The sequence below is a fragment of the Streptomyces sp. NPDC102258 genome (genome assembly GCF_055584685.1).
Genome location: NZ_JBVJLO010000010.1, coordinates 156,144 through 182,029 on the forward strand (window position 1 = coordinate 156,144; position 25,886 = coordinate 182,029).

22 protein-coding genes are annotated in these 25,886 nt (G+C 73.5%); 12 read left to right on the top strand and 10 right to left on the bottom strand.

Annotation, left to right across the window (positions count from 1 at the left end):
- Positions 1–320 precede the first annotated feature (320 nt).
- On the bottom strand, positions 321–1,850 hold the full coding sequence (locus tag ACZ6ZT_RS18875; protein ID WP_469720434.1) for a leucyl aminopeptidase: 1,530 nt from the start codon (positions 1,848–1,850) through the stop codon (positions 321–323).
- Positions 1,851–2,206: 356 nt separating this feature from the next.
- Between ACZ6ZT_RS18875 and ACZ6ZT_RS18880 the strand changes: the two genes are divergently transcribed.
- From ACZ6ZT_RS18880 to ACZ6ZT_RS18900, 5 genes are all read left to right on the top strand, one after another.
- Positions 2,207–4,246: a hypothetical protein gene (locus tag ACZ6ZT_RS18880; RefSeq protein WP_469720436.1), complete on the top strand. Its 2,040-nt coding sequence runs from the start codon at positions 2,207–2,209 to the stop codon at positions 4,244–4,246.
- 108 nt (positions 4,247–4,354) lie between these two features.
- Positions 4,355–5,869 (top strand): GT4 family glycosyltransferase PelF, encoded by a 1,515-nt coding sequence (pelF, locus tag ACZ6ZT_RS18885; RefSeq protein ID WP_469720438.1) that lies wholly within the window; start codon positions 4,355–4,357, stop codon positions 5,867–5,869.
- Entirely contained in the window at positions 5,866–7,518 is a 1,653-nt protein-coding gene (locus ACZ6ZT_RS18890; protein ID WP_469720442.1) for a hypothetical protein, read from the top strand. The genes pelF and ACZ6ZT_RS18890 overlap by 4 nt, the downstream gene beginning before the upstream one ends.
- A gap of 38 nt (positions 7,519–7,556) precedes the next feature.
- Positions 7,557–8,210, top strand: coding sequence for a spherulation-specific family 4 protein (locus ACZ6ZT_RS18895; RefSeq protein WP_469720667.1), 654 nt, complete (start codon positions 7,557–7,559; stop codon positions 8,208–8,210).
- Positions 8,207–9,049 (top strand): endo alpha-1,4 polygalactosaminidase, encoded by an 843-nt coding sequence (locus ACZ6ZT_RS18900; protein WP_469720446.1) that lies wholly within the window; start codon positions 8,207–8,209, stop codon positions 9,047–9,049. The genes ACZ6ZT_RS18895 and ACZ6ZT_RS18900 overlap by 4 nt, the downstream gene beginning before the upstream one ends.
- A 42-nt stretch (positions 9,050–9,091) precedes the next feature.
- Here the strand turns inward: ACZ6ZT_RS18900 and ACZ6ZT_RS18905 are convergent, their stop codons facing one another.
- From ACZ6ZT_RS18905 to ACZ6ZT_RS18925, 5 genes are all read right to left on the bottom strand, one after another.
- A complete protein-coding gene (locus tag ACZ6ZT_RS18905) occupies positions 9,092–10,270 on the bottom strand; it encodes a sensor histidine kinase (RefSeq protein WP_469720668.1) in 1,179 nt (392 codons plus the stop codon).
- A 120-nt stretch (positions 10,271–10,390) separates the two neighbouring features.
- On the bottom strand, positions 10,391–11,089 hold the full coding sequence (locus tag ACZ6ZT_RS18910; protein WP_469720449.1) for a hypothetical protein: 699 nt from the start codon (positions 11,087–11,089) through the stop codon (positions 10,391–10,393).
- Entirely contained in the window at positions 11,086–12,969 is a 1,884-nt protein-coding gene (locus tag ACZ6ZT_RS18915) for a phosphatidylglycerol lysyltransferase domain-containing protein (protein WP_469720451.1), read from the bottom strand. The genes ACZ6ZT_RS18910 and ACZ6ZT_RS18915 overlap by 4 nt, the downstream gene beginning before the upstream one ends.
- Before the next feature lie 80 nt (positions 12,970–13,049).
- Positions 13,050–14,144: a nicotinate-nucleotide--dimethylbenzimidazole phosphoribosyltransferase gene (cobT, locus tag ACZ6ZT_RS18920; RefSeq protein ID WP_469720453.1), complete on the bottom strand. Its 1,095-nt coding sequence runs from the start codon at positions 14,142–14,144 to the stop codon at positions 13,050–13,052.
- A gap of 66 nt (positions 14,145–14,210) precedes the next feature.
- The gene (locus ACZ6ZT_RS18925; protein ID WP_469720455.1) at positions 14,211–15,425 is read right to left on the bottom strand and encodes a bifunctional adenosylcobinamide kinase/adenosylcobinamide-phosphate guanylyltransferase; all 1,215 of its coding nucleotides are present in this window, start codon (positions 15,423–15,425) and stop codon (positions 14,211–14,213) included.
- A gap of 103 nt (positions 15,426–15,528) precedes the next feature.
- Between ACZ6ZT_RS18925 and ACZ6ZT_RS18930 the strand changes: the two genes are divergently transcribed.
- Complete coding sequence (locus ACZ6ZT_RS18930) at positions 15,529–15,738, top strand: hypothetical protein (RefSeq protein WP_469720670.1); 210 nt, start codon at positions 15,529–15,531, stop codon at positions 15,736–15,738.
- Between the two features lie 46 nt (positions 15,739–15,784).
- Here the strand turns inward: ACZ6ZT_RS18930 and ACZ6ZT_RS18935 are convergent, their stop codons facing one another.
- Complete coding sequence (locus ACZ6ZT_RS18935; RefSeq protein ID WP_469720457.1) at positions 15,785–16,573, bottom strand: SDR family NAD(P)-dependent oxidoreductase; 789 nt, start codon at positions 16,571–16,573, stop codon at positions 15,785–15,787.
- Positions 16,574–16,666: 93 nt separating this feature from the next.
- On the opposite strand from ACZ6ZT_RS18935, the gene ACZ6ZT_RS18940 reads away from it, so the two are divergent.
- Entirely contained in the window at positions 16,667–17,272 is a 606-nt protein-coding gene (locus tag ACZ6ZT_RS18940) for a TetR/AcrR family transcriptional regulator (RefSeq protein WP_469720459.1), read from the top strand.
- On the opposite strand, the gene ACZ6ZT_RS18945 is transcribed toward ACZ6ZT_RS18940, so the two are convergent.
- Complete coding sequence (locus ACZ6ZT_RS18945) at positions 17,269–17,976, bottom strand: class I SAM-dependent methyltransferase (RefSeq protein WP_469720461.1); 708 nt, start codon at positions 17,974–17,976, stop codon at positions 17,269–17,271. The two genes, ACZ6ZT_RS18940 and ACZ6ZT_RS18945, sit on opposite strands and share 4 nt — an antisense overlap.
- Before the next feature lie 77 nt (positions 17,977–18,053).
- Positions 18,054–18,662, bottom strand: coding sequence for a DUF3043 domain-containing protein (locus ACZ6ZT_RS18950; protein ID WP_469720463.1), 609 nt, complete (start codon positions 18,660–18,662; stop codon positions 18,054–18,056).
- A gap of 255 nt (positions 18,663–18,917) precedes the next feature.
- Between ACZ6ZT_RS18950 and ACZ6ZT_RS18955 the strand changes: the two genes are divergently transcribed.
- Positions 18,918–19,715: a PspA/IM30 family protein gene (locus tag ACZ6ZT_RS18955; RefSeq protein ID WP_469720465.1), complete on the top strand. Its 798-nt coding sequence runs from the start codon at positions 18,918–18,920 to the stop codon at positions 19,713–19,715.
- A 14-nt stretch (positions 19,716–19,729) separates the two neighbouring features.
- The gene (pspAA, locus tag ACZ6ZT_RS18960) at positions 19,730–20,008 is read left to right on the top strand and encodes a PspA-associated protein PspAA (RefSeq protein WP_469720467.1); all 279 of its coding nucleotides are present in this window, start codon (positions 19,730–19,732) and stop codon (positions 20,006–20,008) included.
- A gap of 93 nt (positions 20,009–20,101) precedes the next feature.
- Here the strand turns inward: pspAA and ACZ6ZT_RS18965 are convergent, their stop codons facing one another.
- A complete protein-coding gene (locus tag ACZ6ZT_RS18965) occupies positions 20,102–20,893 on the bottom strand; it encodes a hypothetical protein (RefSeq protein ID WP_469720469.1) in 792 nt (263 codons plus the stop codon).
- A 70-nt stretch (positions 20,894–20,963) separates the two neighbouring features.
- On the opposite strand from ACZ6ZT_RS18965, the gene ACZ6ZT_RS18970 reads away from it, so the two are divergent.
- The 3 genes from ACZ6ZT_RS18970 (at position 20,964) to ACZ6ZT_RS18980 (ending at position 25,822) form a co-directional block, all read left to right on the top strand.
- The gene (locus tag ACZ6ZT_RS18970) at positions 20,964–21,785 is read left to right on the top strand and encodes an adenosylcobinamide-GDP ribazoletransferase (protein ID WP_469720471.1); all 822 of its coding nucleotides are present in this window, start codon (positions 20,964–20,966) and stop codon (positions 21,783–21,785) included.
- Positions 21,786–21,817: 32 nt separating this feature from the next.
- Positions 21,818–22,540 (top strand): response regulator, encoded by a 723-nt coding sequence (locus ACZ6ZT_RS18975; protein WP_469720473.1) that lies wholly within the window; start codon positions 21,818–21,820, stop codon positions 22,538–22,540.
- Positions 22,541–22,708: 168 nt separating this feature from the next.
- Positions 22,709–25,822, top strand: coding sequence for an efflux RND transporter permease subunit (locus tag ACZ6ZT_RS18980; RefSeq protein WP_469720475.1), 3,114 nt, complete (start codon positions 22,709–22,711; stop codon positions 25,820–25,822).
- The last annotated feature ends 64 nt before the right edge of the window (positions 25,823–25,886 follow it).

The following is a 25,886-nucleotide window of genomic DNA, read 5'->3' on the forward strand; positions in this document are numbered from 1 at the left end:
TCACGTCCTCCATGCATGTGCGCCGGGCACCGGCCTCTGTGACCGGGCGGCGGCTGGTAATCGGCCGCTTGTTTCTTCGGCCCTGTGGTGGGGGCCCTGTCCTGCCGAGAACCCATCTTCGCATTTGTCGGGGGAACGCGGGACGCCGGGCCCCGGCTGTGGCCGGTGGTTCCGCCCGAAGTCCGGGTTACCGCGGCGTCGGAACCTACCGATCCTCCAGGTTTCGTCCAGAGCGAACGCACCCCGGGACCCTGACCGGGTCCCGGGGCGCGTCGCGTCTCACGAGGAGCGTCTCACCAGGTGGTACGCCGGGCGGTGGCTCAGCCCAGGTCGCCCGTCGCGGTGCGCTCGGCGAGCCGCACCAGGGTGCGCACGGCCGAGCCGGTGCCGCCCTTGGGGGTGTAGCCGTACGGGGCGCCCTCGTGGAAGGCGGGGCCCGCGATGTCCAGGTGGGCCCAGGTGATGCCCTCGCCGACGAACTCCTGGAGGAAGAGGCCGGCCACCAGGCCGCCGCCCATCCGGACGCCCATGTTGGCGATGTCCGCGGTGGGGGAGTCCATGGTCTTGCGCAGGTCCTCGGGGAGCGGCATCGGCCAGGAGGACTCGCCGACCTCCTCGGCGATCTCGTGGATCGAGGTGCGGAAGGCGTCGTCGTTCGCCATGATCCCGAAGGTGCGGTCGCCCAGCGCCAGCACCATGGCGCCGGTCAGGGTGGCGACGTCGACGATCGCGTCCGGGTTGTCCTCGGAGGCCTTGGTCAGGGCGTCGCCCAGGACCAGCCGGCCCTCGGCGTCCGTGTTGAGGACCTCGACGGTCTTGCCGCTGTACATGCGCAGCACGTCGCCGGGCTTGGTGGCGGAGCCGGAGGGCATGTTCTCGGCGAGCGCGAGCCAGCCGGTGACGTTGACCTCCAGGCCGAGCTTGGCGGCCGCGACGACGGCGGCGAACACGGCGGCGGCGCCGGCCATGTCGCACTTCATCGTCTCGTTGTGGCCGGCCGGCTTCAGGGAGATGCCGCCCGAGTCGTAGGTGATGCCCTTGCCGACGAAGGCGAGGGACTTCTCCGCCTTGGCGTGGGTGTAGGAGAGCTTCACCAGGCGCGGCGGGTTCTCGGAGCCCTTGCCGACGCCCATGATGCCGCCGTAGCCGCCCTTGATCAGGGCCTTCTCGTCCAGGACCTGGACCTTGACGCCGTTCTCCTTCGCGGTCGCGGAGGCGACGGCGGCGAAGGCCTCGGGGGTGAGGTCGTTCGGCGGGGTGTTGACCAGGTCACGGGCGATGTTGACCTCGGTCGCCACGACCTGGGCACGGTCGGCCGCGGCCTTGTGCTCCTTGTCGCGCGGCTTGGCGCCCAGCAGGGTCACCTCGGCCAGCGGCAGCTTGGGGCCGGCGCCCTTGGCGGCCTTCTTCTCGCCGCCCTGGTACGCGGTGAAGGCGTACGCACCGAGGAGCGCGCCCTCGGCCACGGCGGTGACGGCGGAGGCGTCGTCGAGGGGGAGGGCGAAGCCGGCCTTCTTCGCGCCGTGCAGCGCGCGGGCGGCGGCGCCGGCGGCGCGGCGCAGGGCCTCCTCGTCGAAGGACTCGTCCTGCTCGGGGGCGGAGCCCAGGCCGACCGCCAGCACGACCGGGACCTTCAGGCCGGCCGGGGCGGGCAGCTTGGTGGTCTCGCCTTCGGCGCCCGAGGCACCGAGCGCGTCGAGCACGGCGGCGAGCTTTCCGTCGAACGCCTTGTCCACGGCCTCGGCGCCGGCGGCCACGAGGAGCCCCTTGGGGCCCTTGGCCACGCCGACCACGAGGGCGTCGGCGCGCAGCGTCGCCGCGCCGGCAGTGCTGAGAGTCAGAGCAGTCACGGTGGTGAAGTCTCGCTTCCGTTTGTGTGAAGTGGTCGCTGCGGACACGTCGGGATCTCCGGCCGCTCCGCAGCGATCGTAAGTGGGCCCGGCGGCCGCCGGAAATGAGCCTACGCGCACGCACTCGTCCGTACGTCACTCGAAGGTTTGTCAAGTTGTTCGAGCGATGGGCCGCCAGGTTCACCCATCTGTGGACTCTGCTCCAGGTTTGCCTCGTAGACCTGACGAGGTCCGAGAGACTCGACCCACTCTCGCAAGGGGACGCGGGGTCCCTTTGCATGATTTCCACAGAGCCTCCCCGGCCCGGCCGTCCGCCAAGGGCCGTTCCGAGGGATGCCTGCGGGGGGAAGGCCGACATGGTCAACAAGAACCGGATGAACAGGGTCGCCGCCGCGCTGGCGGCAGCCGCCCTGATGTCCGTCGCCGTACCCGCTGCGCAAGCCCAGGCAGCGGAGACGGCCGCGACACCGCGCATCGACCTGCGGGTGCTCGTCGTCGACGACGGCGGCAGCTCGGTCGGGGCGCTCATCGCGGAGCTCCGCGACACCGGAGTCCCGTACACCCGCGTCGACCTGGGCAGCTCCAGCCGTCCTGTGATCGACGCCGCGTTCCTCGCCGACACGGTCTCCGGCCGTCCGCGAGCGAAGTTCCAGGGGGTGGTCCTGCCCAACGAGAACCCGTTCCCCGCCGGCTCGGCCGAGCCCGCCGCGCTCGCCGCGTACGAGACGGCGTACGGGATCCGCCAGGTCGACGCCTACACCTGGGCGCACCCCGAGGTCGGCCTGGAGTACACGGACAACGGCGGCTTCGGCGGCACCCTCGACGGCACGCAGGCCGCCGTCACCGCCGCCGGGAAGACGGGGCCCTTCGGCTACCTGGGGGGTCAGGTCGCCTTCGAGGACAACTCGTCGCTGATCCCGGAGAGCTACGGGTACGCGGGCAAGCCGCGGGCCGGCTACACCAGCTTCCTCGACGCCCCCGTCCCGGGCGGCTCCGGACGGGCCTCGCTCCTCGGCGAGTACACCCACGACGGCCGCAGCGAACTGGTCGTCACCTTCGGCTACAACCAGTACCAGCAGCAGTTCCGGCTGCTGGCCCGGGGCATCGTCGAGTGGCTCACCCAGGGCGTCCACCTCGGCCAGGAGCGCAACTACTTCGCGGTCCACGTCGACGACGTCTTCGCCCCGGACGCCCGCTGGGACAAGACCCTCAACTGCACGCCCGGCGACTACGCCTGCGCGGGCGGCGAGGGCAAGGAGAGCGACATCCGCATGACCGCCGCCGACGCCCAGTACGCGGCGCAGTGGCAGACGAGCAAGAACTTCAAGCTCGACCTGCTCTTCAACGCGGGCGCCGGGGAGGAGTGGAAGGCCGAGAACGGCGGCACCGACGCCCTCACCGCCCAGCTGCTCGCCGACCGGGCCAAGTACCGGTGGATGAACCACACGTACACCCACCTGTTCCTGGGCTGCACCCAGGACACCACCACCGTCCCCTGGTCCTGCACCAAGAACGCCCAGGGCGCCGTCAACTACATGAGCCGGGCCGACATCTCGGCCCAGATCCGCGACAACAACAACTGGGCCGCCGCCCACGGCATCACCACCGACCGGACCGAGATCGTCACCGGTGAGCACTCCGGCCTCAAGACGCTCCCGCAGCAGCCCGCCGACAACCCCAACCTGGCCGGCGCCTTCGCCGACAACGGCATCAAGTGGGCCGGCAGCGACAGCTCCCGCGAGTCCGGCCAGCGGGCCGTCGGCGCCGCACTGACCGTCCCCCGGTACCCGATGAACGTGTACTACAACACGGGCACCAACGCCGAGATGGCCGACGAGTACAACTGGATCTACACCAGCCGCGCCGACGGCGGCAGCGGCCTGTGCGAGGACAGTCCGGGCACCTCCACCTGCCTGCCCGCCCCGCTCGACGCCACCAACGGCTACCTGGACTACGTCGTCCCGGCCGAGGCGCGGACCGCCCTGCGCCACGTCCTGGCCAACGACCCGCGTCCGCACTACGTCCACCAGTCCAACCTCGCCGAGGACCGCACCCTCTACCCGGTGCTCAACCAGGTCCTCGACACCTACCGCTCGCTCTACGCGCCGAGCGCGCCGATCGTCAACCAGAGCATGAAGGACAGCGGGGTCGAGCTCAGCCGCCGGGCCGCCTGGGACAAGGCCGTCGCCGGCAACCAGGTCACCGCCTACCGCATCGGCAAGGACGTCACCGTCAAGGCCCCCTCCGGCGTGGTCGCCCCGGTCACCGCGCCCAACGGCACCAAGAAGCAGCTCCTCCTCGGCACCGCGGACTTCGGCACCGCCTACGCCGGAACCCGTTCCGCCTGGACGTCTCCCGACCTGCTCCAGTCCGCGGTCACCCTGAAGCTCGCCTGACCGCGGTACGGCCGAACCGCCAGTAGGCCGCCACACGTTGCACCCAGCGCCGGCGCTCCGCGAACCCACGGGCGCCGGCCCCTTTTCCGTCCTGGGGGGACACACCGCATGAGCCATGGGCGTCATGTCACCATGCTCACCGAAGGCACCTATCCACATGTCCACGGAGGTGTCAGCACCTGGTGCGACCAACTCGTCCGCGGCATGCCCGAAGTCGACTTCAACGTCATAGCCCTGACCGGCTCGGGACGCGAGCCGGTCACCTGGGAACTCCCGCGCAACGTCTACCGGCACACGGTGGTCCCGCTCTGGGGCCCGACGCCGTCGCGCACCCGCCGGACCGCCCTGTGGGGCAAGGGCCGCCGCGCCTTCGAGGCGCTGTACGAAACCTTCCTGCTGTCACTGATCGACCCCGCGCACGGCGGGTTCTCCGAGGCCCTCGGCGAGTTCGCCGCACTGGCCCGGGCCGGCCGGCTCGCCCCGGCCCTGCGCTCCGAATCGGTACTGCGCCTGCTGATGACCGTATGGACCCGCCCCGGCCTGGTCACCGCCGCGGCCCGGCCCACCATCCACGACGCGCTCACCGCCACCGACCTGCTGGAACACGCCCTGCGCCCGCTGTCGGTACGGATCCCGCCCGACAGCGTCGCCCACGCCGTGAGCAGCGGCCTCGCCACCCTGCCGGCCCTCGCCGCCAAACGCCTCGACCAGGTGCCCTTCCTCCTCACCGAGCACGGCATCTACCTGCGCGAGCGCTACCTCGGCTACCGCACCGCCGCCCAGCGCTGGCCCGTCAAGGCCCTGATGCTGGGCTTCTACCGGGAGCTCAACTCCGAGGGCTACCGGCAGGCCGACCTGATCACCCCCGTCAACCAGTACAACCGGCGCTGGGAGGAGCGCGGCGGCGCCGACGCCGCCCGGATCCGCACCGTCTACAACGGCGTCGACCCGCACGCCTTCCCCGAGGCCGGGCCCGAGCCGCAGGTGCCCACCCTCAGCTGGTGCGGCCGGATCGACCCGATCAAGGACCTCGAAACCCTGATCCGGGCCTACGCGTTCATGCGCCAGGAGCTGCCCGCGCTGCGCCTGCGCCTGTTCGGGCCGGTCCCGGCGGGCTGCGAGGAGTACCGGCTGCGGCTGGAGAAGCTCGCCGCCGAACTCGGCGTGAGCGACGGGATAGCCTACGAGGGCCGCATCGAGCGGGTCGCCGACGCCTACGCGGCGGGCAGCGTCGTGATGTTGTCCTCGATCAGCGAGGGTTTCCCGTTCAGCATCATCGAGGCCATGTCCTGCGGCCGCACCACCGTGTCCACCGACGTCGGAGGCGTGCGCGAGGCCGTCGGTGACACCGGGCTCGTCGTCCCGCCCCGCGAACCCGAGACCATGGCCCGCGCCACCCTCGCCCTGCTGCGCGACGACGCCCGCCGCGCCGAGCTGGGCCGGCTGTCCCGCAAGCGGGTGGTCGAGAAGTTCACCCTGCACCAGTCCGTCGACGGCTTCCGGCACATCTACCGGGAACTCGCCGGCCAGCCCGTCCTGCCCGTGCGCGAGGGCGACGACTGGACCCAGCGGCTCGCGGACCCCTGGTACCGCGAACTCGCCGCGGACGGGAGCCTGTGGTGAGCGGATCCCTCTGGCTCAGGCCCCCCGGACCGGAAGGCGGCTGGGTGCACGTCGGCCACGCCGCCGCCACCGGTCACGCGCGCGCCGGCCGCCGCGGAGCCGGCCCCGGCGCCGCCGCCTCCGCCGCGTCCGCCGCCTCCGGCACCCTCCCCGCGGTCCCCCGCCCCCGCCGCACGGCGGCGGGGGCGGACCCCGCCGCCGACCCCATGGACGCCCTCGCCGAGCGCCTCGACGCGCTCGTCGCCGCGGCCGTCCACCCCGACGAGATCGCCGCCGTCCTCGAATCCGACGGCATGAACGACGAGCACATCCGCCTCACCTACGGCCGCCACGACTCCTTCGCCCTCGCCGAGGAGCTCTACGCCCGGGTGCCCCGCGCCTTCCCCGAACCGGACCGGCTGCCGGACCCCTGGAAGGTCTCCCTCACCGCCTGCCTGCTGCGCGGCCTGGTCTTCGCCCTGCCCGGCCTCGCCTACGTCCTCGGCGCCCCGCTCCTCGAAGGTCCCCCGGACCGGCTCGGCCTGCCCGCCGGCACCCTGACCCTGCTCGCCGGGGCCCTCATCGGCTGGGTCTGGGACCAGACCCTGTCCCACCGCGCCTACTCCTGGCTCGGCCTCGGCGACCGGGCCGCCGCCCGCCGGACCCTGCTCGCCGGAGCCCCCGCCGGGGCGCTGCTGGGCACCGCCGCCGCGTTCGCCGTCCCCGGCGGGCCGCCGTTCTCGTACGCCTTCGCCGCCGGCCAGGCCCTGTACGTGGGCGCCGCCACCGTGCTGCTGGTGCTCGGCCGGGAGCGGGTGCTGCTCGCCGCCCTCGGCCCGATGGCCGCCGGCGCCGCGCTCTCCCTCGTCGTGGACCTGCCCGTACCGGCGCGGGTGGCCCTGCTCGTGCTGTCGCTGCTGGCGGCCTGCGCGCTCGCACTCGGTGAACTCCCGCTCGCCGAGGGCGTACGGGCCGTCGTGCGCCGGGCCCGGGCCCGGATCCGGATCCGGCACCGGGGCGGCGGGGGCGGCCCGGTGCGCTGGCGGATGCTGCGCGGCGCCGAGGAGGACCGGGCCCGGCGCGGCCCCCGCATCGGGGAATCGGTGCCCTACGGCGTCTTCGGCCTCGGCACCGGCCTGCTGGTGCTGTACGCCGCGCTCGGGGAGGTGCTCTCCGGCGGCCCCGCCGAGGCGGTCGCCGCCCCCAGCGCTGTGGCCCTCACCCTCAGCATGGGCCCCGCCGAATGGCTGCTGCACCGCTTCCGCAGCGGCAGCCTCGCCGGGCTGCGGGCGGCCCGCTCGCCCGCCGCGTTCTGGCGCCGGATGCTCACCACCCTGGCCGGCTGCCTCGCCCGCTACCTGGTGGTGCTGCTCGCCCTCGGCGTCTCCGGAACCCTGCTGTGGCCGCACGCCCCGGCCCTGAGCGGGGTCCGTGTCGCCACCCTGCTGCTCCTGGGCGCGGTGATGTGGACGGGGCTGCTCCTGCAGTCCTTCGGCGCGGTCCGGCCGGCCGCGATCGTCTGCGCGGGCGCCGCCGTCGCCCAGAGCCTGGCCCTGCTCACCGGGGCCGGCGCGCCCCGGCTGGTGCAGCTGGTGGTGGCGGGCGGCGCCGCGACGGTGCTCGCCGTGCTGGTCTGCCTGCTTCTCGGCCGGGCGACGGCCCACCGGTGAGCCCCGAACGCGTGTCCCCGTACGAGGAGAAGGACCCCATGCTGCTGGTGCCCCTGTACGAGCACCCCGCCGACCGGCCCGAGGAGTGGGAGCGGCTCATCCGCTGCGCCGGCCGGCTGCACTCCGTCGTGCTCAACCCCGACAGCGGGCCGGGCCCGGCCCCCGACGAACGGTTCGCCGCCGTCGCCGCGCGGCTGCGGGAGGCCGGCGTGACCGTCCTCGGGTACGCCGACACGGACTACGGGCGCCGCCCGCACGCGGAGGTGGTCCAGGACCTGCTGCGCCACCGCGACTGGTACGACACCGACGGCGCCTTCCTCGACCAGGCCGCCGCCGATCCCGAACTGCTGCCCCACTACGGCCGGCTGGCGGTGGCCGCCCGGGCCGCCGGAGCCCGTACCCTCGTCCTGAACCACGGCGTCCACCCGCACCCCGGGTACGCCGGGCTCGCCGACCTGCTCGTCACCTTCGAGGGCCCCTGGGACGCCTACCGGGACGCGGCGGCCACCCCGCCCGCCTGGACCGCCAATCACCCCGCCCGGACGTTCTGCCACCTCGTGTACGCGGTCCCGCCCGGCGCGCCCGCCGCCGAACTCGCCGCGGAGCGACGGGCCGGGGTGTACTGCGCGGTCCCCGGAACGGGCGCGCACCCGTGGGGGACCCTCCCGTACGCCCTGGAGGCGGCCGGATGAAGAGAACCACCACCGCGGCGGCGGCCGTCGCCGCCTGCGTCCTGCTGCTGCTCACCGGCTGCTCGTCGGATTCCGGCGACGACGAGGAGCCGCCCGGGCCGGGACCCACCGGCGCGGTCTCCCCGGCGCCGCCGCCCGGGGAGCGCTGGCGGCCGCAGCCCGGCACGGCCTGGCAGTGGCAGCTCAGCGGGAAGCTCGACACGTCCTTCGACGTGCCCGTGTACGACGTCGACGGGTTCAACACCACCCAGGAGCAGGTCACCGCCCTCAAACGGGCCGGCCGCCGCACCATCTGTTACGTCTCCACCGGCGCCTGGGAGGACTTCCGCCCCGACTCCGCCGACTTCCCGCAGGACATGCTCGGCAAGGGCAACGGCTGGAAGGGCGAGCGCTGGCTCGACGTCCGCCGCCTGACCGACCTCGAACGGCTGATGGGCAAGCGCTTCGACATGTGCCGCGACAAGGGCTTCGACGCCGTCGAACCCGACAACATGGACGCCTATCACAACGACTCGGGTTTCCCGGTCACCGCCGGGGACCAGCTGAAGTTCAACCGGATGATCGCGAAGCTCGCCCACGACCGGGGGCTGGCCGTCGGCCTCAAGAACGACCTCGACCAGATCCCGGAGCTGGTCGGCGACTACGACTTCGCGGTCAACGAGCAGTGCGCCCAGTACCACGAGTGCGACCAGCTCACCCCCTTCGTCCAGGCCGGCAAGGCGGTCTTCCACGTCGAGTACGAACTGCCCACGGACCGCTTCTGCGCGGCCTCGAAGAAGCTGGGGCTCAGCTCAATGGAGAAGAAGCTCGAACTGGGCCCCTGGCGCAAGGCCTGCTAGCCCGGTCAGGCCGGTCAGGCCGGTCAGGCCGGTCAGGTCCGGTCAGGCGACGGGGAGGATCGCGTGGACCCGGTAGCCGCCCCCGTAGCGCGGGCCGGTGAAGCACGAGCCGCCCAGCGCGCCCGCCCGCTCCCGCATCCCGAGCAGCCCGTGCCCGCCCCCCGGGTCGGCCTGCCCGGGGGCGGAGTCGGCCGAGTCGCCCCCGTCGTCCAGCACCGTCACCTCCAGCGAGGCCCCCACCCGCACCACGCTGACCTCGGCCTTCGCACCCGGCCCGGCGTGCTTGCGGACATTGGTCAGCGCCTCCTGGATCACCCGGTACGCCGCCAGGTCCACGGCGGACGGCAGCGGTCCGGCCCCCGGCCCCAGCTCCAGCAGCACCCGTACCGGCAGCCCGGCGTGCCGGAAGGTGTCCAGCAGCTCCTCCAGCAGGGCCAGCCCCGGCGCGGGCTCCGTCGGCGCCTCCGGATCGCCGGACTGCCGCAGCAGCCCGACGGTGGCGCGCAGTTCGTTCAGCGCGGAACGGCTGGCGTCGCGGACGTGCGCGAGGGCCTCCTTGGCCTGGTCGGGCCGCTTGTCCATGACGTGCGCGGCCACCCCCGCCTGGACGTTGACCAGGGCGATGTGGTGGGCCACCACGTCGTGCAGGTCCCGGGCGATGCGCAGCCGCTCCTCGGCGACCCGCCGCCGGGCCTCCTCCTCGCGGGTCCGCTCGGCCCGCTCGGCGCGCTCCCGCATGGCGTGGATGAAGGCCCGCCGGCTGCGCACCGCGTCTCCAGCGGCCGCGGCCATCCCGGTCCAGGCGAAGATGCCGAGGTTCTCCTGCGCGTACCAGGGCAGCGGTCCGGCGAGCATGGCCACCCCGGTCAGTCCGGCCATCGTGAGCAGCCCGATCCGCCAGGTCGTGGGCCGGTCGGTGCGCGCGGCCACCGTGTACAGGGCGATCACCGCGCACATCACGACGGGCGCCCGCGGCGCCCCGGTGGTCAGCTCCAGCATCGACAGCCCGCAGGTGACCGCCAGCACGGCCCGCGGCCTGCGCCGCCGCAGCACCAGCGCGGCCGCGGCGAGCAGCATCAGCACCAGCGAGAGCGGTTCGGGGGCGCGGGTCCCGAAGGTGGGCCCGTGCGGTCCGTGCGGATCGGCGAAGGAGCCGAGGACCATGGAGACGAACGCCCCGAGCGCGAGCACGGCGTCGGTGGCGAGCGGATGCGCCCGCATGCCCCGCCGGGTGCGGGCGAAGGGCCCGAGGTCTGTCGTCACCCGGATACGGTACGGGCTCCCCGGCCTTCCGCGGCCCGCCCGGGACTCCCGGGCACGCTCGGATCCGCGGGCCCGGCGTCAGCGCCCCGGTGGCGAGGGAGCGCTCGGCGAGGGGGCCGGGCCCCAGCGGGCGCGGATCGTGCAGACGGCCATCACGGCGGCGATGGCCGCCAGGTGTTCCTTGCCCGCGAGGTTGTCCTTGAACAGCACCTCGCCGATCATCACCAGGATCACCAGCCCCCCGGTCAGGTAGGCCCGGTAGCGCCAGCAGACGTAGATCGCCAGGCCCACCACGGCCGCCGAGGGCCCGGTGTCGTTGACGATCCGGTCGGTCACCGGCAGGCCGAAGGGGTGGTCGGGTCCCAGCGAGAGGCCGATGCGGGCGTAGGTGGTGCCGGCGAGGGTGGCGACGTAGCCGATGAGCAGGGTGCGCCACCAGCCGATGCAGATCTCCGCGATCCCGAAGACCAGCAGGATCTGCGCGAGCGCCCCCCACACCGGCAGGTCGAGGGCGGGCACGAAGAGTGAGAGCGGCGTGCGCAGCAGCGCGAGCCACAGGGGGTCGACGGCCTTGACGGACCCCAGGTTCTGGACGGGCTGGAAGCCCCAGGACGTGTTCTGCACGATCTGGAAGACGGACGTCAGGCAGACCGCCCCGAGGGTCATCGGGAGGGCCCGCCACCTGTCATGGACGAGCGCGTCCCGGATGGTCCAGAACAGGGGGCCCCACTCACGGCGGGCGAAGCGCCGTAGTGGGGCCGTCGTCCACGACGTCAACGAATCGTCTCCAGATGTCTGCGGTGCATCCACTTCGGCAGGCCGGGCGCCTCCAGGAAGCCCTCGGCCCGGCCCGCCGCGATGCCGATGCGCAGCAGGTCGGAACTCTTCTCGAAGAGCATGAACCGCGGTTCCCAGATCGGCCGGTATTTGGCGTTGGCCCGGTAGAGGGACTCGATCTGCCACCAGCGGGAGAAGAAGCTCAGCAGCGAGCGCCACATGCGCAGCACCGGACCCGCGCCGAGCTTGGACCCTCGCTCGAAGACGGAACGGAACATCGCGAAGTTCAGCGAGACCTGTGTGACACCGATCTCCTTCGAACGCTCCAGGAGTTCGATGACCATGAACTCCATCAGGCCGTTCTCGGAGTCCCGGTCCCGGCGCATCAGGTCGAGCGAGAGGCCCTTGGGGCCCCACGGTACGAAGGACAGCACGGCCCGCAGGTCGCCGTTGCCGTCGGTGCACTCCAGCATCACGCACTGGCCGTCGTCGGGGTCGCCCAGCCGGCCCAGCGCCATGGAGAAGCCGCGCTCGGTGGCGCCGTCGCGCCAGTCGTCGGCCCGCTTGAGGAGGACGTCCATCTCCTCGGCCGGGATGTCGCGGTGGCGGCGGATGCGGACCGTGTACCCGGCCCGCTTGACCCGGTTGTAGGCCTGCCGGACGGTCCGCATGGCGCGGCCCTCCAGCGTGAACTCGTCCGTCTCGACGATGGCCTCGTCGCCGAGCTCCAGCGCGTCCAGGCCGTGCCGGGCGTAGATCTGCCCCGCCTCCTCGCTGGCGCCCATCACGGCCGGCACCCAGCCGTGCTCGCGGGCCTCGGCCAGCCACGGCTCGATGGCGCCGGGCCAGGCCTCGGGGTCGCCGATGGGGTCGCCGGAGGCGAGCGAGACCCCGCCGACGACGCGGTAGGTGACGGCGGCCTTGCCCGTGGGGGACCAGATCACGGACTTCTCGCGGCGCAGCGCGAAGTAGCCGAGCGAGTCGCGGTCGCCCTGCTTGGCGAGCAGGGCCCGCAGCCGCTCCTCGTCCTCGGGGGTGAGCGGGTCGACGGCGCGGCGCGAGCGGAAGGCCGCGAACAGCACCGCGAGCAGCAGCAGCATCGACATCACGTTGATGAAGACGTCCACCCAGGCGGGCGTGGTGATCGCGTGGTACGCCTTCTCGTCGGGCGCGAGCGTGATCAGCCGCATGACGCCGTACCGCCAGCGGGCCAGGAACGTCGCGTCGGCGCGGTCCGCGTCCGTGTTGGCGGCGCCCACCAGGAGGGCGGCGATCAGCGAGGTCAGCAGCAGGCCGACGGCGGCCACGACGGTGGCCAGCTTCGGGTTCGAGCGGTCGCCCTTGGCGTAGAACTCGTGGCGGCCCACCAGCAGCGCGCCGACGAAGGCGCCCGTCAGGGCCAGCGAGACCCAGTTCTGGGCGTGGTCGCGGAATTCCGGGTAGCACAGGTCGATGTCGCCGCTGGTGCACGGGGCGAACGCGGCGACCGCGAAGGCCATCAGCAGCATGCCGCTGACGACCAGGTTCAGGATCCACGCGGCCCGCTTGCGGCGGCCCATGGTGACGGCCAGCAGCAGCGAGAACAGCCCGGAGGCGAACCCGGCCGTCAGCAGGTACGGGGTGTAGAAGTCGGCGGTGTTGTGCCGGCGCAGGTCCTGCCCGAGCGAAAGCCACACCGCGCTGAGGAAGTTGACGAAGGTGACGGCCCGCAGGTACCAGACCGCGAAGGCGGCGCCGCGTCTCGACGAGGCGCTCCCCCTGCGGTTCCCGCCCTTCGCGGCGGGCTCGCCGCCGGACTCCTTCTTGCTGTTGGAACCTTTGCCGGAGGCCTGATCGAGGCTCCGGTCGGTGTCTACGCTGGTCAAGCGGACCTCTCCCATGAAAAGCGATGATATGGGGCGTCACCGTCCACAGGCAGCGCGTGCACTGCGGACTGGTCAGGCCCGTAGTGCCCGGTGTCTCAGTCCGTCGGCTGTTCCCCAGCCTCCTCCTCCCGGCTTCCGCCGGGCGGGGTACTCACCGGCAGTTCCGCCGCGAGTGCGGCGGCCGCCTGGACCAGGGGGAGTGCCAGCAGGGCCCCGGTGCCCTCCCCCACTGTGACGCCGTGGTCGAGCACGGGGTTGAGTGCCATCCGGTCCAGTGCCTTGGCCTGGCCCGGCTCCCCGCTGGTCTGTCCGGCCAGCCACCAGTCCGGGGCGCGGAACGCGGCCCGCTGGGCCACCAGTCCGCAGGCCGCCGAGACGACCCCGTCGAGGATGACCGGCGTACGGCGCACCGCGCACTGGAGCAGGAAACCGGTGATCGCGGCGACGTCCGTGCCGCCGACCGCGGCCAGCAGCGCCATCTGGTCGCCGAGTACCGGCCGGGCGCGTCGCAGCGCGTCGCGGATGGCGGCGCACTTGCGCATCCAGGCCAGGTCGTCGATCGGCAGCCCGCCGCGCCCGGTGACCACGGACGCGTCCGTCCCGCAGAGCGCGGCGACCAGGACGGCCGCCACGGTGGTGCCGCCCACGCTCAGGTCGCCGAGCACGACCAGGTCCGTACCGGAGTCGGCCTCCTCGTCGGCGATCGCGATGCCCAGGCGCAGCGCGTCCTCGGCCTCCTCGGCCGTCAACGCGTCCTCCAGGTCGATCCGTCCGCTGCCCCGGCGTACCCGGTGCCGCGTCACGTCCTCGGGGAGCAGCCCCGGATCGCAGTCCAGGCCGGTGTCGACCACGCGCACGCCCGCGCCGAGCCGTCCGGCCAGGACGGACACCGGGCTGGTGCCCTCCAGGACGGAGCGGACCAGCTCGTGGGCGCTGCCGGCGGGCCGCGCGGAGACGCCCTGGGCGGCGATCCCGTGGTCGGCCGCGAACAGCACGACGCGCGGCCGCTCGATAGGCTTCACCGGGACCTGCCCCTGCGCGGCGGCCAGCCATTCGGCGAGGTCGTCGAGCCGGCCCAGCGCGCCGGGCGGCACGGCCAGCCGCTCACGGCGATCCTCGGCGTCACGCCGGACGCCCCCGTCGGGGCGTTCGATCAGATCGGAGAAGTCGTCGAGATTCAGCGTGGTCATCTGCCAGAGACTACAGCCGGTCAGGTCCTCCCTCAGGGCGAGTCCGGCCGAACCCCTGGCGGTCCGTCACCCCGGCTGTCCCTTGAGGACGAGGGCCTGCCCCGCCACCACCAGCAGGACGTGTTCGCACTCGCCCGCCACCGCGTTGTTGAGGCGGCCCAGCTCGTCGCGGAAGCGCCGCCCGGACGGGGTCGCGGGGACCACGCCGGCGCCCACCTCGTTGCTGACGAGCACCACCGGGCGGCGGGTGGCGCGGACCGCGGCCACCAGGTCCGCGACCCGGGAGCGCAGCTTCTTCTGGCCCCCGGCCGCCCACAGCGCGTCGTCCCAGGCGTCCGTGCGGTCCATCGCGTCGGTGAGCCACAGCGCCAGGCAGTCGATCAGCAGCGGCGGCCCGGACTCCGCCAGCAGCGGCACCAGTTCGCAGGTCTCCACCGTCCGCCAGCCGGCCGGGCGCCGCTCGCGGTGCAGGCCGACGCGCTGCGCCCAGTCCGCGTCGTCCTCGCGGGTGCCGCCGGTGGCCACGTAGACCACCTCGGGGAAGGGCGCGAGCCGCCGCTCGGCCTCGACGGACTTGCCGGACCGGGCGCCGCCCAGCACCAGGGTGCGCCGGGGCACGTCCGGGCCCGCGTGGTACTCGCCCGCCACCACCGTGGTGCCGTCCCGCACGACGCGGGCGCCGACGGCCGCGCACCGGCGCGCCAGCTCGGGGCCGGGCGGGGTGTCGTGGTCCAGGTGTACGGCGATGACGTCGGTGGCCGGGCCGACGGCGCCGCTCGCCCGCAGCCGGGCCAGCGCCTCCGGGCGGCCGAGCACGTCCGCGAGGACCACGTCGTACGCGCGCCGGGCAGTCGTCCCGTCGGTCCCGGCCGGCGCCCCGCCCGGCGGCAGGTACAGCAGCCGGCTCCCGTCCGGGCCGGTGACCTCGTACCCGGTGCCCGGCGCGTCCATCGGCACCGCCCGCACCCGGTGCCCGCTGATCACCGCCAGCTCCCGCCCGTCCGGCACCCGGCCCGCCGCCGGCAGCCCGGGGGGCAGTTCGACGGGCGGCCCGTCGTGCGGGTGCGTCAGCAGCACCTGCCGTACGCCGGCCAGCGAATGCCCCGCGCGGGCCCCGGCCAGCACCGCCCCGGGGGTCAGGTCCAGCAGCAGCGCGCCGTCCACGAGCACGGCGGTCGCCGCGCGGGCCAGGGGGCCCACGGAGACCGCGCAGGCGGCGCAGGGACAGCCGGGGCGGGGCAGTCCTTCAGGGGTACCGGTACCGAGCAGAGTGAGTTCCACACGGAGATCCTCCCGCGTCGCCGGTACTGGTGCGCGCCCGGTTACTCTGCGGGCACACTCATGCCGAGAAGTGTGAGAACGCGTGCGAGCAACGGAGGCGGACATGGTGTGGACGTGGCGGTTCGAGACGGCCGACGGCACGGAGACGAGCCCGGCGGTGGAACCGGAGGAGTTCACGACCCAGGGCGACGCGGAATCCTGGATCGGCGAGGTCTGGAAGGAACTCCTCGACGGCGGCGCGGAGAAGGTCACCCTCTTCGAGGACGGCACGCAGATCTACGTGATGAGCCTGCGCGCGGCCCAGGAGGCGTAGCCCGCCCCGGCCGGCCGGGGCACCCGACCGGCCGGCCCCGGGCCGGTCAGGCCTTGAGGGCGCGGCCCGCGACGGCCAGGGTGAGGCGGCGCGGGGCCAGCCCGGAGGCGAGGGCCGACAGCCGGTTGCCGAGGCCGGTGATCACGCTCGGCGGGGTCGAGGAGCGCTCCAGGGCCCGCCGGGCGGTGGTGACGACCTGCTCGGGTGTGGCCATCCGGCCCACGGCGGCGGCCCGGCTGCCCACGACGTCGAAGAACTCGGTGCGGGTCGCCCCGGGGGAGACGGCGAGGACGCGCAGCGGGGAGCGCCGGGTCTCGTAGGCGATGGCCTCGGTCAGGCTCAGGACGAAGGCCTTGGTCGCGCCGTACACCGCCATGGCGGGGGTGGGCTGGTAGGCCGCCGCGCTGGCGAGGGTGACCAGGGCGCCCCGGCCGTCGGCCACCAGGTCGGGCAGGAAGGCGCGGGTCAGGCCGGCCACCGCCGTGACGTTGAGCTGGATCATCCGGTCGATCTGCGCCGGGTCCTGCTCCAGGAAGGGGCCGTGGCTGCCGAAGCCCGCGTTGTTGACGAGCGTCTGGATCCGTATCCCGCGGGCCTCCAGCTCGGCGCGCAGCGCCGCGCCCGCCCCGGGCAGGGAGAGGTCGGCCGCGATCGGGGTGGCGGTGATCCCGTACCGCTTCTCCAGGTCCGCCGCCAGGTCCTCCAGCCGGTCGAGGCGCCGGGCGACCAGGACCAGGTCGGCTCCGCGCGCGGCCCACTGGCGGGCGAATTCGACGCCGAGGCCGGCGCTCGCTCCGGTGATCAGGGCCACCGTGCCCCGGTACGTGATCGACATGGCGCTGCTCCGTATCCGTGGGGCTGGGGGTCATACTCAATGTAGGCAGCGACATCATTGTTGTCAACGACAACATAGGGAGAGGGGACGGCCTTGGCCGCCGACGAGTCCTACCACCACGGCAATCTGCGGGCCGCCCTGCTGGAGCGGGCGGAAGCGGTCCTCGCCGAAGCGGGGGCGGACGGCCTGACCCTGCGCGGCCTGGCCCGCGACCTCGGCGTCAGCCACGCGGCGCCCGCGCGGCACTTCCGCGACCGGCGGGCCCTGCTGGACGCCCTGGCCGTCAGCGGCTTCAGCACGCTCAACGCCCGCCTGCGGGCGGCGGCCGACGAGGGCGGCGGACCGGTCGAGACACGGCTGGCCGCCCTGGGACAGGCGTACGTGGGCTTCGCGCTCGGCCACACCGCGCTGCTGGACCTCATGTTCACGGCGAAGCACGCCGACGGCTCCAGCCCGGAGCTGCGCGAGCTCGGCCACGAGAGCCTGCGGATCGTCGCCGGGCTGATGGCGCACGGGCAGCGGGCCGGCGCCGTGCGCGCGGGTGATCCCGTCCTGCTGGCGCAGGTCGCCTTCTCCACCGTCCACGGCCTCGCGACCCTCGCGGTCGCCTCGCTCCTGGAGGACTCCCCGCTGCCCGCCCTCACGGAACTCGCCCTGGACGTGGTGCTCAAGGGCCTGCGGCCCGAAGGGTCGGGCTAGCCCCGGACCCCGCACAGGTGCAGCAGCGCCGCCACCGCGCGGTAGGGGTCGGTGCGGCCGGCGCGCTCCTCGGCGGCGAGCAGGGCGTCGAGCTCCGCCTCCGGCGGGAGCTCCGTACCGGCCTCGGTGCCGTCGGTGAAGATCCGTACCCCGTACCAGGCGGCGAGCGGGGCGCCGATCCCGGAGAGGGTGGCGGTCAGGTCGGCCAGCCGGTCGGCCCGTACGTCCATGCCGAGCCGGTTCGTGTAGTCGACGGAGTCGAAGGCGGCCAGCGCCCCGTCCCAGTCCCCGGCCAGCCCCGGGCGCAGCGCGAGCGCGTCACCGTTGCGCACCAGCAGGGACAGCAGGCCGCCGGGCGCCAGCACCCGGGCCAGCCCGGCGAGCATGGCGTCCGCCTCGGGGACGTACATCAGCACGCCGTGGCACAGCACCACGTCGAAGCTGCCCGGCCCGAAGTGCACGCCCGTCTCGCGGCCGTCGCCCTCCAGCAGCCGGACCCGGTCGCGGATCCCGGCCGGTTCGGCGGCCAGCGCCTCGCGGGCCGCGTCCAGCATCGCCGGGTCCTGTTCCAGGCCGGTGACCATGTGCCCGGCGCGGGCCAGGCGCAGCGCCTGCGTGCCCTGGCCCATGCCGACATCGAGGACGCGCAGCCGCTGCCCGACCGGGAAGCGGTGCGCGATCTGTTCCTCGACCTGCCGGCCCACGAGTTCCTGCCGGACGGCGTTGCGCAGTCCGCCGAGGCCCTCCAGCCAGAGCCGCGCGCCCTGCCCGAAGCCCTCGTTCAGGGCCGTTCCCCGCGCTTGACCTGCGGCTTCGGCAGGCGGAGCCGGCGCATCTGGAGCGTGCGCATCAGGCCGTACGCGACCGCGCCGCGGCGCGGCTCGTCGGCGAAGCGCTCGTTCAGCGCCTTGCGCAGGCGGAAGGCCAGGCCGATGGAGTCGAGGATGATCAGGACGATCACGCCGAGCCACAGCATCAGCGCGATGTTCTGGATCGAGGAGACCCGCACCATGCTCAGCACCAGGATGATCACCGCGAGCGGCAGGAACATCTCGGCGACGGAGAAACGGGAGTCCACGAAGTCACGGACGAACTTGCGGACGGGACCCTTGTCCCGGGCGGGCAGATAACGCTGGTCGCCGTTGGCCAGCGCCTCGCGCTGCCGGGCCATCTCTTCGCGACGGCGTTCACGGGCTCGCTTGGCGTCCTCCTTGCGGTTGCCGGTCGAGGCCACCACGGCCTTGCGCTGCGACTGGGCCACAGCACGCTTCGGCGTCGGGCGGCCCTTCGGGGCCTGCGGGTCACGGGGCTGCGAGAGGTCGGCGCTCACCTTGTCGGTGGCGGCGGCCTTCTCTTCCTTGGAGGAGCGGCTACCAAACACAAAACCCAAGCCTACGTGGTCGGGCGCACCCACCCCACCGCGCCGGGGAACGATCCGGCAACGGCGGGCGTCTTACCGGTGCGGGGGGAACCCCCCGGTCTCGGGGATCACCTCCTCCTCGCGCCTGATACGGCGCGGGGACACTCGTCCTGGAGGAGGAGCGCATCCGTACGCGAACAGTGCGGTAATGGAGACAGGGCCCGTACTGTGGGTCCTGTCGGTGACCTGGAGCACAGTCCGTCTAGAAGGGGGCGCGCGAAGCCCATGAGCGGTGTCATGAAGCGTATGGGGATGATCTTCCGCGCGAAGGCGAACAAGGCCCTGGACCGGGCCGAGGACCCGCGCGAGACCCTCGACTACTCGTACCAGAAGCAGTTGGAGCTGCTGCAGAAGGTGCGCCGCGGCGTCGCCGACGTGGCGACCTCCCGCAAGCGCCTGGAACTGCAGCTGAACCAGCTCCAGGGCCAGTCCGTCAAACTGGAGGACCAGGGCCGCAAGGCCCTCGCCCTGGGCCGCGAGGACCTGGCCCGTGAGGCCCTCTCCCGCCGCGCCTCGCTCCAGCAGCAGGTCAGCGACCTGGAGGTGCAGCACCAGACCCTCCAGGGCGAGGAGGAGAAGCTCACGCTGGCCGCCCAGCGCCTCCAGGCCAAGGTGGACGCCTTCCGTACGAAGAAGGAGACCATCAAGGCCACCTACACCGCCGCCCAGGCCCAGACCCGGATCGCGGAGTCCTTCTCCGGCATCTCCGAGGAGATGAGCGACGTCGGCCTGGCCATCCAGCGGGCCGAGGACAAGACCGCCCAGCTCCAGGCCCGCGCCGGCGCGATCGACGAGCTGCTGGCCTCCGGCGCCCTGGACGACCAGAGCGGCCTCGGCTCCAAGGACGACATCCAGGCCGAGCTGGACCGCCTCTCCGGCGGCACCGACGTGGAGCTGGAGCTCCAGCGGATGAAGGCCGAGCTGGCGGGCGGCCCGCAGCAGCAGGCCATCGAGGGCGGCGCCCCCGGCGCACCCGGCACCGCCCAGCCGTCGCAGACCCCGCACCGGTTCGACAAGCAGTAGGACAGGGGCCCGTCATGATTGTCCGCATCATGGGGGAGGGGCAGGTCGAGCTGGCCGACGGCCACCTCGCCGAGCTCAACAGGCTGGACGACGACCTGCTCGCGGAGATGGAAGCGGGCGACGAGGAGGGCTTCCGGCGCACGCTGGGGTCGCTGCTCGACGCCGTGCGCCGCCTCGGCCGGCCGTTGCCCGACGACGCGCTGGAGCCGTCCGAGCTGATCCTGCCCGCCCCCGAAGCCTCGCTGGCCGAGGTCAGGGAGATGCTCAGCGACGACGGCCTGATCCCGGGCTGACCGGACCGGCGCCCGTCCGGCGCGGTCCGGCCGGGCCGGCGCGCCCGTTCGGCCAAGCCTGATCCCGACCTCGGCCCGCCGGGCCGGCGCCCGTCAGCCGGGCCCGCCCCCGGCCCCGGCCCCGCCGTCATGGCGGCCGGCGGCGCGCTCCGGGTCCGGGGCGCCGCCGATGAACTCCTCGAACTTGCGGCGGGGCCGCGCCCAGCGCCGGTCGTGGTGGAAGGCCCGCAGCCCCGCCCTGGCCCGGGCGCGCGGGCGGTTCGCGTAGAACCTCTTCGCGTACGGCGACCCCGGCCGCGCCAGCCGCACCGCGCCGATCAGCGCCACGAAGGGGATCACCGTCCCGAACACCGCCGTGCGCGGCTTCCCCTTCCACAGGGCGACCAGCGCCAGGAAGAAGTTGGTGGCGGTGTTGATGACCACCAGGCCCCGGCTGTGCCGCTCGTCGACGGTCAGTTCGTTGACCCCGAAGGGCAGGAACCCGCCCAGCACCAGCGCGACCACCGCGGCCGTCAGCACCACGATCTCCACGCTCTTGCGGCCCTGCTCGCTCCAGTAGACGTCGTCGAGGTGCAGGAGCAGCGCGAACTCGTCCAGCACCAGCCCCGCGCCCAGCCCGAAGAGCACGGCGGAGAGGGCCGAGCCGAAACTGTGCTGTCCGCTGCCGACCGCCCCGAACCCGCCGATGATCACCAGGACCACCCCCGGCACCACGTGGTGGACGTGCAGCCCGCCCGGGGTGATGTTCTTGAAGGGGCCCCGCCCGGCCCGGATCAGCCGCGTGATCACCCGGGTGACCAGGAACGACAGCACGAAGGACAGCAGGGCGAGCAGCAGCGGGAGCTTGCCCGGCTCGACGATGTTCCGGTACCACCAGTGACCCACGACACCTGCTCCCGTTTTGGCGCGTATTGAGCAATTTACCGGCCCGTCGCAGCGGGTAGCGTTCGCGCCGATGACAGATTCGTTCGATGATCCACCACCGGTGCCGCCCTCCGAGCGCGCCTCCCTCGCCGACGGCCTGCGCTTCGCGTTCGGCACGCTCAGCGTGCTGCCCGCCCGGATCACCCGCTGGGACCGGCCGGCCGCCCGCAGCGGAATGGTCTGCGCCCCGCTCGTCGGCCTGGTCCTCGGCCTGCTCGCCGCCGTCGCCGGCGGCCTCCTGCTGGTGCTGGGCGGCGGCCCGCTGCTCGCCGCGGCCGTCACCGTCGCCGTCCCCGCCGCGCTGACCCGAGGGCTCCACCTCGACGGGCTCGCCGACACCGCCGACGGACTGGGCAGCGCCAAGCCCGCCGAGGACGCCCTGCGGATCATGAAGCAGTCCGACATCGGGCCGTTCGGAGTCATCTCCCTGCTCGTCGTGTTCCTGGTGCAGGTGGCCGCCCTCGCCGACGTCTACGCCGGCGGCTGGGCGCCCGGCGCGCTCGCCGCCGTGCTCGCCGCCGTCACCGCCCGCCTCGCGATGACCCTGGCCTCCCGCGCCGGGGTGCCCGCCGCCCGCCCCGGAGGCCTGGGCGCGGCGGTCGCGGGCGTGGTCCCGCGCCGCGCGGCGGCCGCCGTGGCCGCCGCCGTCGTCGTGGCCGCGGCCCTGGCCGCCCTCCCGGCCGGTCCCGTTGCCGTGCTCCAGTGCGCGGCGGCCGTCGTGGCGGGGCTGCTGGCCGCCGAACTCCTGCTGCGCCGCTGCGTACGCCGCTTCGAGGGGGTCACCGGGGACGTCTTCGGCGCCCTGTGCGAGGTGGCGGCGACCGCGGCCCTGCTGGTCCTCGCCCTCGGCTGAACCGGCGCCGGCGCCCCGCGTACCCTCGGGGGGTGGACGAGACGGGGACCCAGACGACGCGGGAGGGCCGGCCCATCAGGGTGCTGCTCGCCGACGACCAGGCGCTGCTGCGCAGCGCGTTCAAGGTGCTGGTCGACTCCGAGCCCGACATGCGGGTCGTCGGGGAGGCCTGCGACGGCGCCCAGGCCTACGCCCTCGCGCGCGAACGGGGCGCCGACGTCGTCCTCATGGACATCCGGATGCCCGGCACCGACGGACTCGCCGCCACCCGTCTGATCAGCGCCGACCCCGAACTGGCCGCGGTCCGCGTCGTCATGCTGACCACCTTCGAGGTGGACGAGTACGTGGTCCAGGCCCTGCGCGCCGGAGCCTCCGGCTTCCTCGGCAAGGGCGCCGAGCCCGACGAGCTGCTGAACGCCATCCGCGTCGCGGCGGCCGGCGAGGCGCTGCTCTCCCCGGCCGCGACCAAGGGCCTGATCGCCAGCTTCCTCGCCCAGGGCGGCCACGCCGAGACCCCCGCCGCCGGCTCGGCCCACGCCGAGCGCCTGGCCGCGCTGACCGTCCGCGAGCGCGAGGTCCTCGTCCTGGTCGCCGCGGGCCTGTCCAACGACGGCATCGCCACCCGGCTGGAGGTCAGCCCGCTCACCGTCAAGACCCACGTCAACCGGGCCATGGCCAAGCTCGGCGCCCGTGACCGGGCGCAATTGGTGGTCATCGCGTACGAATCGGGCCTGGTCCGCCCGCGCGCCGACTGACCCGCCGCGGCCCGGGCGCCGCGGCGAGTGCCCCCACGCGTCCCACGGAGTACTGCGGACGCGGTATGCCGGACATAAGGACGGCACCTGGGAGCGACGCGATCGCGCCGTGCGGTACGAGAGGCTGAGGAGCCCTCGCCTACGTACTGCAGAGAGAATCCCTCACCCATGTCGTGGCTGTCCCGCTTCAGCCTGGCCCAGAGAGCGCTGATCGGCCTCGTGTCGATCGTCGCGCTGCTCTTCGGCGCCATAGCCATCCCGCAGCTCAAGCAGCAACTGCTGCCCTCCATCGAACTGCCCATGGTGTCCGTGCTCGCGCCGTACCAGGGCGCCTCGCCCGACGTGGTGGAGAAGCAGGTCATCGAGCCGATCGAAGCCACCCTCAAGGGCGTCGACGGCATCACCGGCATCACGTCCACCGCCAGCGAGGGCAACGCCCTCATCCGGGCCACCTTCGACTACGGCGACAGCGGCACCAAGCAGCTCGTCGCCGACGTCCAGCAGGCCGTCAACCGGGCCCGCGTGCGGCTGCCCTCCGAGGTCGACCCGCAGGTGGTCGCCGGCTCCACCGACGACATCCCCACCGTCGTCCTCGCCGTCACCTCCGACAAGGACCAGCAGGCCCTCGCCGACCAGCTGAACAAGTCCGTCGTCCCCGTCCTGGAGGACATCCCGGGCGTCGGCCAGGTCAGCGTGAACGGCGTCCGCGACCTCCAGGTCACCGTCACCCCCGACGACGCGAAGCTCGCCGCGGCCGGCCTCGACGCCGCCAGGCTCGGCGAGGGCCTCAAGGCGGGCGGCGCGGCCGTCCCGGCCGGCTCCTTCGACGAGGAGGGCAAGAACCGCACCGTCCGCGTCGGCTCGGGCTACACCTCCCTGGCCCAGGTGGAGGACCTCCGGCTGTCCCCGGGCCCCGGCAAGCCCGCCGTCCGCCTCGGTGACGTGGCCGCGGTCACGCAGGAGCCGTCCAAGGCCGACTCCCTCACCCGCACCAACGGCAAGCCCAGCCTCGCGCTCGTCCTCACCATGGACAAGGACGGCAGCGCCGTCGCCATCTCCGACGCCGTCAAGGACAAGCTCCCCGGGCTGCGCTCCACCCTCGGCTCCGGCGCCGCGCTGACCGTGGTCAGCGACCAGGGCCCGGCCGTCGCCAAGTCCATCTCCGGCCTCACCACCGAGGGCCTGCTCGGCCTCGCCTTCGCGGTGATCGTGATCCTGGTCTTCCTGGCCTCGATCCGCTCGACGCTGGTCACCGCGGTCTCCATCCCGCTGTCCGTGGTCCTCGCGCTGATCGTGCTGTGGACCCGCGACCTGTCGCTGAACATGCTGACGCTGGGCGCGCTCACCATCGCCATCGGCCGCGTCGTCGACGACTCGATCGTGGTCCTGGAGAACATCAAGCGCCACCTCGGCTACGGCGAGGAGCGCGAGGCCGCGATCATCGCCGCCGTACGCGAGGTCGCGGGCGCCGTCACCTCCTCGACGCTGACCACCGTGGCCGTCTTCCTGCCGATCGGCCTGGTCGGCGGCATGATCGGCGAACTGTTCGGCTCCTTCTCGCTCACCGTGACCGCGGCCCTGCTGGCCTCGCTGCTGGTGTCGCTGACGGTCGTCCCGGTCCTGTCGTTCTGGTTCCTGCGCGCCCCCAAGGGCACCTCGGAGGACCCGGAGAGGGCCCGCCGCGAAGCGGAGGAGAAGGAGGCCCGCAGCCGCCTGCAGAAGGTCTACGTACGGGTCCTCGGCTTCGCCACTCGCCGCCGCCTGACCAGCGTGGCCCTCGCGGCCGTGGTCCTGGTCGCCACCTTCGCCATGACCCCGCTGCTCAAGACGAACTTCTTCGACCAGGGCGACCAGGACGTCCTGACCCTCAAGCAGGAACTGCCCGCCGGCACCTCGCTGGCCGCCTCCGACGAGGCGAGCCGCAAGGTGGAGAAGGCCCTGGAAACCGTCGAGGGCGTCAAGGACTACCAGGTCACCGTCGGCTCGTCCGGCTTCCTCGCGGCCTTCGGCGGCGGTACGGGCACCAACCAGGCCTCCTTCCAGGTCACCCTGGACGACGCCAAGGACTCCGAGGCCGTCAAGCGGCGCATCCAGGACACCCTGGCCACGCTGGACGGCATCGGCACCACCTCCCTCTCGGCGGGCGGCGGCTTCGGCAGCCAGAACCTGAGCGTGGTCGTCAAGGCGGGCGACGCGGACGCGCTCGCGAAGGCCGCCGAGCAGGTGCGCGCCGAGGTGGCCACCATCAAGGACGTCACCGACGTCCAGAGCGACCTGGCCCAGTCGGTGCCGCGCATCTCGGTCACCGCCACCCCCAAGACCGCCGAGGCGGGCCTGAACCAGGCCGCGCTGGGCGCGCTCGTCGCCCAGTCCGTCCGGGGCAACCCGGTGGCCAAGGCCGTACTGGACGACACCGAGCGGGACGTCGTCGTCCGCTCCTCCCACCCGGCCGCCACCCTGGCCGAACTCCAGGCCCTCCCGGTCGGCCCGCTGAAGCTCGGCGACATCGCCGAGGTCAAGGTGGTCCCGGGGCCGGTCGCGATGACCCGGATCGACGGCGCCCGCGCCGCGACCATCACCGCCAAGCCGGTCGGCGACAACACCGGAGCGGTCAGCACCACGCTCCAGAGCAAGATCAAGGCCCTGCACCTGCCCGCCGGCGCCACCGCCGCGATCGGCGGCGTCTCGCAGGACCAGAGCGACGCCTTCGGCTCGCTGGGCCTGGCCATGCTCGCCGCCATCGCGATCGTGTTCATGCTGCTGGTCGCGACGTTCCGCTCGCTCGTCCAGCCGCTGATCCTGCTGGTCTCCATCCCCTTCGCGGCCACCGGCGCGCTGGGCCTGCTGCTCGTCACCGGCACCCCGATGGGCGTCCCGGCGATGATCGGCATGCTGATGCTCATCGGCATCGTGGTGACCAACGCGATCGTCCTGATCGACCTGGTCAACCAGTACCGGGCGCAGGGCCTCGGCGTCGTCGAGGCGGTCGTCGAGGGCGGCCGCCACCGGCTCCGCCCGATCCTGATGACGGCCCTGGCGACGATCTTCGCCCTGCTCCCGATGGCGCTCGGCGTCACCGGCGAGGGCGGCTTCATCTCCCAGCCGCTCGCGGTGGTCGTGATCGGCGGCCTGGTCAGCTCCACGCTCCTGACCCTGCTGCTGGTGCCGACCCTCTACACGATGGTCGAACTCCGCAAGGAACGCCGCCGCGCGAAGAAGCACGCCCGCCTGGCCCCGGCCCCGGCCCCGTCGGCGGACGAGGACACCCCGGTCACGGTCTGATCGCGGACGCGGACACGCGAAGGGGCGCCCGGCGGCTTGCCGGGCGCCCCTTTACGTGCGTACG